The sequence below is a fragment of the Mesobacillus sp. genome (genome assembly GCF_047739415.1).
Classification (GTDB): domain Bacteria; phylum Bacillota; class Bacilli; order Bacillales; family Cytobacillaceae; genus Mesobacillus.
Genome location: NZ_JBIQOE010000058.1, coordinates 20,300 through 27,621, shown reverse-complemented (window position 1 = coordinate 27,621; position 7,322 = coordinate 20,300). Strand labels below are relative to the sequence as shown.

Annotated in this window: 8 protein-coding genes; 2 read left to right on the top strand and 6 right to left on the bottom strand. The window is 41.5% G+C overall.

The features are described 5' to 3' along the window. Positions 1–13: 13 nt before the first annotated feature. The 6 genes from ACH0QE_RS05715 to ACH0QE_RS05690 all read right to left on the bottom strand — a co-directional run bounded on the left by ACH0QE_RS05715 (position 14) and on the right by ACH0QE_RS05690 (position 4,123). On the bottom strand, positions 14–748 hold the full coding sequence (locus ACH0QE_RS05715; RefSeq protein ID WP_415799730.1) for an exonuclease domain-containing protein: 735 nt from the start codon (positions 746–748) through the stop codon (positions 14–16). 5 nt (positions 749–753) lie between these two features. Continuing rightward, on the bottom strand, positions 754–1,722 hold the full coding sequence (locus ACH0QE_RS05710; protein WP_415799729.1) for a DUF294 nucleotidyltransferase-like domain-containing protein: 969 nt from the start codon (positions 1,720–1,722) through the stop codon (positions 754–756). 232 nt (positions 1,723–1,954) lie between these two features. Further along, the gene (locus ACH0QE_RS05705; protein WP_415799728.1) at positions 1,955–3,274 is read right to left on the bottom strand and encodes an ammonium transporter; all 1,320 of its coding nucleotides are present in this window, start codon (positions 3,272–3,274) and stop codon (positions 1,955–1,957) included. Between the two features lie 137 nt (positions 3,275–3,411). Beyond that, complete coding sequence (locus tag ACH0QE_RS05700; RefSeq protein ID WP_023614256.1) at positions 3,412–3,738, bottom strand: MerR family transcriptional regulator; 327 nt, start codon at positions 3,736–3,738, stop codon at positions 3,412–3,414. 81 nt (positions 3,739–3,819) lie between these two features. Then, a complete protein-coding gene (gene fbpA, locus ACH0QE_RS05695; protein WP_415799727.1) occupies positions 3,820–3,966 on the bottom strand; it encodes a Fur-regulated basic protein FbpA in 147 nt (48 codons plus the stop codon). 13 nt (positions 3,967–3,979) lie between these two features. Beyond that, positions 3,980–4,123: a hypothetical protein gene (locus ACH0QE_RS05690; protein WP_415799725.1), complete on the bottom strand. Its 144-nt coding sequence runs from the start codon at positions 4,121–4,123 to the stop codon at positions 3,980–3,982. Positions 4,124–4,294: 171 nt separating this feature from the next. Here ACH0QE_RS05690 and ACH0QE_RS05685 point away from each other — a divergent pair, with 171 nt between their 5' ends. Both ACH0QE_RS05685 and ACH0QE_RS05680 read left to right on the top strand, forming a co-directional pair. Continuing rightward, positions 4,295–5,167, top strand: a complete 873-nt coding sequence (locus tag ACH0QE_RS05685) for a dimethylarginine dimethylaminohydrolase family protein (RefSeq protein WP_415799724.1) — start codon at positions 4,295–4,297, stop codon at positions 5,165–5,167. Between the two features lie 681 nt (positions 5,168–5,848). Next, positions 5,849–7,315 (top strand): alanine/glycine:cation symporter family protein, encoded by a 1,467-nt coding sequence (locus ACH0QE_RS05680; RefSeq protein ID WP_415799723.1) that lies wholly within the window; start codon positions 5,849–5,851, stop codon positions 7,313–7,315. Positions 7,316–7,322 lie beyond the last annotated feature (7 nt).

Here is a 7,322-nt window from a genome sequence, read left to right as displayed (position 1 = left end):
GCGGGGAACATGCTCATTTTATTAAGGATAGATATTCATAAACCTCCCGCAAATTTTGGTAGCCTTGTTCCTGGGCTTTTTTAATATATAAAGCCCAAATCCTTGCTGCCATAATAGCATCTGCGAGTGCATGATGCCTATTTTTCACTTCAATCCCGCACTCCAGGCAAATTTGTTCTAAAGGCAAAGAATTGACAACGGGCTTAAATAATCTGATCAAAAATGAAGTATCAATCACTCTATGTTCAAAATTCAAGCGCAAATGGCTGCTTGTAAATTTCTTCATAAAGGCTTGTTCATGTTTTGCATGGTGAGCTACTAGAACTGAGCTGCCTACGAAATTAAAAAATCCCACCAGAACTTGTGAAGTTTTCGGGGCATTCCTGAGCTCTTCCTCATCAATAGAGGTTAGTCTAAGAACCTCAGGCGGCACTGGTACTTCAGGGTTGATTAAAGAGTAGAACACCTCCTGTTCTAGTATTCTGGACCCAATTACTTTGACAGCTCCTATAGAGATGATCCTATCGCCTTTTTCAGGATAAAAGCCGGTTGTCTCTAGGTCAAAAACTATCACCGGCAATTCTTCCAACGGACAGTCAAGGCTGTTTCCTTGCTTCATTTCTTTTTGCAGCTGCCTTAAAAATGACATTTGCTGTGGATTGGAGTGAGAGGGCATTCCGGCATAGATGTTCGACCCAAGCCTGCCGGTCATTTGCCGGAAGAAACGAATCATATCATTCATTCCCATAAATCTCACATCCTCTCAAGCAGCTTTCTGACATGTTCATAAAATTGTCCACCTACTTTAAGAATCTCCTTCAATGATCTCTTGTCAACTTTATTGAGCTTACTGGTATTTACGTAGTGGCCTGAATCATAATCCCTATGGTTGCCATGTATGAGGCGGTAGTCAAGCAGAGCTGAGAAATTCTTGCTGTACAAACTTTTATCTTGATGTAGCATCACGCTGTCAGATACAAGACTGATCCGAGAGATAGTGGAAGTTTCTTTTATCCCTTGGTAAATTGCCAACAGCCTTGCTGCATTAACAAAGGGGAAAAACGCTGTCTCCTTTAGGTTAATAGATCCAGAAAAAGCCCCATGAGTTTCTACAAGCAGCTGGCCGAGTACCCCGATCCCTTTTTTCAGATACATTGTGTTGTCGAGCATCCTTAACAGCATTTGCTCTCTTTTAACCTCATCAAAAGCTCTTTCTTTCAAGCTGCTTATAAGGCTAGAGTCGCCATGGATAGACCTGGCATCTGAGAATATAAGCAAATAGCGGATTGACTCCCATGTAGATGCACCAACCCACAGTCCAAGTTGATTCTCCCAATCTTTCATTGATTTGCACCACAGAGGATTACATGCCATAACAGATCCGGGACATTTTTTATAGCCAGCGAGCTCTAGTCCTCTGGAAATCTCTTTGCCTAACTCTAAAAAATACCCCTGTGCTTCATCTGTGTTTGCTGTGAAAACCAATCCGTGATCCTGGTCACTCCAAATAGATTGTTCCATGCGTCCAGCACTGCCCATGACGAAGAAAGAGAATGGGGAAGGGGGATTCCCGTATTCTCTTGACAATGTGCTTACTGCAGCAGAGATGACTTGATCATAGATCAAGTCATGGAAATGGTTTAATTGTTCATTGCTAAAAGAAACTTCAGACAGGCCTTTGGCTCTTATTGCATTTATGTTTGAATAAACATTGAGGTTCATAAATCGGACTTCCTCCTTTCTCCATTAATCAAAGGGTGTTTTCGCATTGATTGTTACTTTTCGAACTTATACTAATATCAGCATTAGGAATCTGCTCTCTCTTCGAGGGGATATCCGAATAGGGAATTAATTAATAATGATTGTGAAAGCAACAAAGATTACGATTAAGCTTAACCAAAAGACGGCTGACCCATGATAGGGCCGCCGTTCGATACTCTTAAACATCAATAATCTAATTGACAGATGGTTGCTGTGAACTTAAAGGGGCATTGGATGTTGAGGTGACATCCATTGATCCGTTAGCAGTTGTTTCCTTATTGACCAATTCGGGATATCCATAGCTTCCATGTTCACTAATATCCAGACCAATGATTTCTTCCTCTTCTGTTACCCTCAATCCTTTCATTGTTACCTTCATAATCGATAAGATAATGAAAGATACGATGAATGCGAAGGCACCTGAGGCAACAACTCCCAGCGCCTGTACTCCCAGCTGTTCAAGACCTCCGCCATAAAACAAGCCTGGATTCCCAACAGTGGCTAACTCTGGGGTTGCAAAGAATCCTGTTGAGAGTGTTCCCCAAACACCAGCCGTACCGTGTACTGATAGCGCAAAGATAGGATCATCTATCTTTCTGCTTTCAAAGAAGCGGATACTATAGAAAACAAGGATGCCGGCGATCAATCCGATAACAACCGCTGCCCAAGTATCAACAAAAGCACAGGATGCCGTAATGGCCACAAGACCTGCGAGAGCTCCGTTCAGCATCATTGGTACATCAGCTTTGCCAACGACAATCCAGGAGATGAGCATAGCTGCAACAGTACCAGCAGCTGCCGCAAGATTCGTGTTGAGAGCAACAAACCCAAAGAATGCTCCATCAACAGAAATGGTGCTTCCTGCATTAAACCCGAACCAGCCAACCCATAATAATAATACGCTCAATGCTGTGAAAACCTGATTATGACCTTCAATATTATTAGCTGAACCATCTTTATTGTATTTGCCAATACGAGGCTTCAGAAGAATGGTCGCTGCCAGTGCCGCCATTGCTCCAGTCAGGTGAACAACCGTTGAACCAGCAAAATCCTGCTTTCCATGTTCTGCAAGCCAGCCGCCGCCCCAAATCCAATGGGCAATGAACGGATAAACTAAAACTGAGAATAAAAGTGCAAAAACAAGATATACAGATAATTTTGCCCTCTCAGCAAATCCGCCAAAGGCAATTGTCAATGATATACCAGCGAATGCTAACTGGAATAAGAAGAATACAGAGCCTGAAAGTCCTAAGCCTTCTATTTCATAACCTGAATAAAAAAAGTCTGAGAATCCCAATATCGAATTTCCTTCTCCAAAAATAAGTCCATATCCTACAGCCCAGAAAACAATCGATGAGATCCCAAAAGTCAAAATCGTTTTTCCGGCAATGTGTCCGGCGTTCTTCATTCGTGTTGATCCTGTTTCAAGCAGGATGAAGCCTCCAATCATCAAAATAACCAAAACCGCGGAAATCATAACCCATAGGCTATTCATTAAAAATACCGTATCCATTTTTTCGTCCCCTTTCAAATTGTGAATGTAGTTTGTATTTTCGCATGTATTTTTCAATCAATCTACGTTCGTGTTAGAAAACCTCACATGTTTTTTGTAAAAAAAAGAAAAACCTCCATTTTTGAAGGTTTTACAGTTTAGTATTTTCGAACGCCGAAACGAGCGTTCAATTGTCCTTGTATCATTTTCTTGTGTGCTTCGTCTTTATGTCGTTTCTTTTCCTTAATCATTTCCTGCCGGATTTCATAAGTCTGGACACCATCTTCGATTTTGTTGGCAATCTCAACTAAAAGTTCGACATCAGAGAATGAATATCTTCTGCTTCCTCCAGGAGTTCGGTCCGGAAAGACTAATTTCCTTTCTTCATAATATCGTATTTGTCGTTCAGACAGTCCGGTCAGCTCACTGACAATACCTATAGTTATTACTTTCTTTTCTTTAAAGGAGGATGGGTCTGCCGCCAATTTACACACCACGCTTTTATCGTTTTCAATATTATATGTTATATTTCCTTACATGGCTATTAATTTGTAAAATTAAGGCCGTTAAAACCCATTAATTAAATTTTTAAGTTCTGTTAATGTTAATTTCCTTAATTCTTCTTCGGTTTCATTTGTTATTTTCGATTTGATCAAATGCTGGATATAATGGTCCTTTAGTTTTTCAACAGCTGTACGTAAATGTACGGACACGAAGAATCCCTCCTTAAAAAGTTTCATTTTGGGCAGCACGCAATATTTCTAAAGCGTGCTTACCATGTCTTTTCAAAAGTTCTTCATACAATTCATCCCGAAAAAGATCAATCATGATAATCAATTGTGCCAAATCAGAAGTATTCTGTTTTTCCAAATTCCTCTCCTCATTTCGTGAAACGATTTTATATTTTTCATTAGCGTAAAGAGTTCCAGTAATAAAGTCAGCAGGTTCGTCAGGATATCTGACAGGATTTTTTAAAGTGAAGTTATGATTAAAGTAAAATCCGGAAAACCTAAAATGATTTGTATATAAGGAGGAATGAGGATGGAACAGAATCAGCAGCCCGAAAATAGAGGGTATGTCATAAATGAATATGACGCACTTAAGAAAGTCATTCTTTGTAGCCCACAGTATATGACAATTCGTGAAGTAATAAATGAAACACAGAAACATTTCAAGGATGAAGGCATACATATAGAAGTTGCCTTGGAACAGCACAATGAATTCGTGAACACTTTAAAAAGTTACGGGGTGGAGGTAATCCTTCTCCCATACCATAAGAAATACCCTGAGCAAGTATTTACAAGGGATATTGGGTTTACACTCGGCCAAACGATATTTGTTGCGGATATGGCCAGCGAAGTACGAAAGGGCGAGGAGAATGTCCTGAAACAGTGGCTCGAGGATGAGGGAATATCCTATTATAATTTAATTGGTGATCAGGTCGAGGGCGGGGACGTAGTTATCGATCAAGACACTATTTATGTGGGCTTAAGTAACCGGACAAACCAACAAGCTGCAGATCATTTACAAGGATTGCTCCCGAACTTTAAAGTTAGAGCCATTCCCTTTAAAGCAGAGTATTTGCACCTTGACTGTGTTTTCAATGTCGTTTCCCCGGAAGTTGCATTAATCTATCGACCTGCTTTGACAGAGGAAGATATTAAACTGTTCAGTTCGAGATATGATTTAATTGATGTGAGCGAGGAGGAACAATTTACACTTGGAACGAATGTGCTAGGCATTGGAAATAAGAGAATTCTGAGCTTGCCTGTGAATAAGGGAGTAAATGAACAGCTAAGAAGCAAAGGGTTCGAAGTAATTGAAGTGGATATAACAGAAATCATAAAATCTGGAGGTTCATTCCGCTGCTGTACACTTCCGATTTTACGAGAGAGAGCGGACATTAATTCCTGATAAGTAACAATGCGGGAGACAGTTGTCTCTCGCTTTTTTCGTTTATGGCCATCTTTTGACAGGCTTGCTGGAAATCAGCGAATAGATGTCAAACATGATGCAACTTCTAACCGGTATAGAGATCAACTGGGAAAGCTGTCCGAAAATGAAGCTATTTCGGACAGCTTTAGAGAGCACCAGCGAAAACCTGTCCAAACATGGGGCTACTTCGGACAGCTTTAGAGTTCACCAGCGGAAACATGTCCAAACATGGGGCTACTTCGGACAGCTTGACTGATCAGCAACGAAAACCTGTCCGAACATGGAGCTACTTCAGACAGCTTTAGAGTACAGCAGCGGAAACCTGTCCAAACATGGAGCTACTTCGGACAGCTTTAGAGTTCACCAGCGGAAACCTGTCCAAACATAGGGCAACTTCGGACAACTTTAGAGATCAGCAGCGAAGACCTGTCCGAACAATAAGCATAAAGATTTGAATGAGAAAGGGAATCCTAGCCGAACCGCCCCCGCAAAAGCTATGTACAGGTTTGCAGGAAACCAGCAAATTGAATACTCGAACCTCTGTTTTTATACAGATATATAAATTGTTTCCTGTTAAATATCACATTTTGATTGTCCTTCGGGCTGAATTATCTTATAATTCAAAATAGAAAGAAATCAAATTTGTAAAGGGGGATTCATTTGGAAGCTTTTGTTTCTTGGCTAAATGGGATTTTGTGGAGCAATCCGGTCATTTACATCATTCTTGGAATCGGCTTGCTTTTCTCAATCCTGACACGTTTTCTGCAAGTTAGACTCCTGAAAGACATGGTTAAACTTATGTTCACAGGAAGAAGTTCCGATGCTGGTGTTTCATCTTTTCAGGCCTTATCTATCGCTTTATCAGGCCGGGTCGGAACAGGTAATATCGCAGGTACTGCCACGGCTATCGCAATGGGTGGTCCTGGTGCGGTTTTCTGGATGTGGACTATTGCGTTTATCGGGGCAGGAAGTGCCTTCGTAGAATCAACATTAGCCCAGATCTACAAAGTTAAGCAAGACGGTCTATATCGAGGCGGTCCTGCATACTACATCGAAAAAGGTCTTGGAATCAAATGGTTTGCTATTGTGTTTGCCATAGCAGCTCTTCTGGCAATGTCAATATTGATGCCAGGCATTCAATCTAACTCGATCGCGCTTGGTTTAGAGAACGCGTTTGGCGTAAGCAAATCAGTGACAGGTCTAGTTGTAATCGTTCTTCTAGGACTGATTATTTTCGGAGGTGTAAAAAGGATCGCGACTGTCGCGCAATATACAGTTCCATTTATGGCTGTTGGATACATCCTTGTCGCCCTAGTCATTATCGGAATGAATATCTCAGAAGTTCCTGCTGTTTTCTCCTTGATTTTCAAAAGTGCTTTCGGTGCTGACTCAATGTTTGGCGGTATTCTTGGCAGCGCGATTGCATGGGGTGTTAAACGCGGTATTTATTCCAATGAAGCTGGTCAGGGTACTGGCCCACACGCAGCAGCTGCTGCAGAGGTATCACACCCGGCTAAACAAGGTTTGGTCCAGGCATTCTCTGTATACATCGATACATTATTCGTTTGTTCCGCAACAGCTTTCATGATCCTATTCACAGGGATGTTCAATACGGTTGGTGCTGACGGGGCATTCATTGTCGAAAACCTTAAGGGAGTGGAAGCAGGTCCAGGATATACACAGGCTGCAGTAGATGCGGTTCTTCCTGGGTTCGGTGCAGAATTCGTTGCTGTAGCACTATTCTTCTTCGCTTTCACAACAATCATGGCTTACTATTATATGGCTGAAACGAATATTGCTTATCTTCTAAGAGGCAGAGACGGCAAAGTTCCAATGCTCATTCTCAAGGTTGTAATCCTCGGTGCTGTCTTCTATGGAGCGGTAAAAGAAGCGTCACTCGCATGGGCTCTTGGCGATGCTGGCCTGGGATTGATGGTATGGCTCAACCTGATTGCCATTGTCCTGCTCGCGAAACCAGCATTAATTGCCTTGAAGGATTATGAGGAACAGAAAAAGCAAGGACTTGATCCAGTCTTCAATTCCAAAAAACTCGGCATCAAAAATGCTGAATACTGGGAAGAAGAATATTCCTTCAATCATGAAAAGGATAAAGATAAAGTATCATAATAAGATT

Excerpts from the sequence above, each read along its gene's own strand:
- ACH0QE_RS05715 (WP_415799730.1), bottom strand. The coding sequence starts at position 748 with ATGGGAATGAATGATATGATTCGTTTCTTCCGGCAAATGACCGGCAGG.
- ACH0QE_RS05710 (WP_415799729.1), bottom strand. The coding sequence starts at position 1,722 with ATGAACCTCAATGTTTATTCAAACATAAATGCAATAAGAGCCAAAGGC.
- ACH0QE_RS05705 (WP_415799728.1), bottom strand. The coding sequence starts at position 3,274 with ATGGATACGGTATTTTTAATGAATAGCCTATGGGTTATGATTTCCGCG.
- ACH0QE_RS05685 (WP_415799724.1), top strand. The coding sequence starts at position 4,295 with ATGGAACAGAATCAGCAGCCCGAAAATAGAGGGTATGTCATAAATGAA.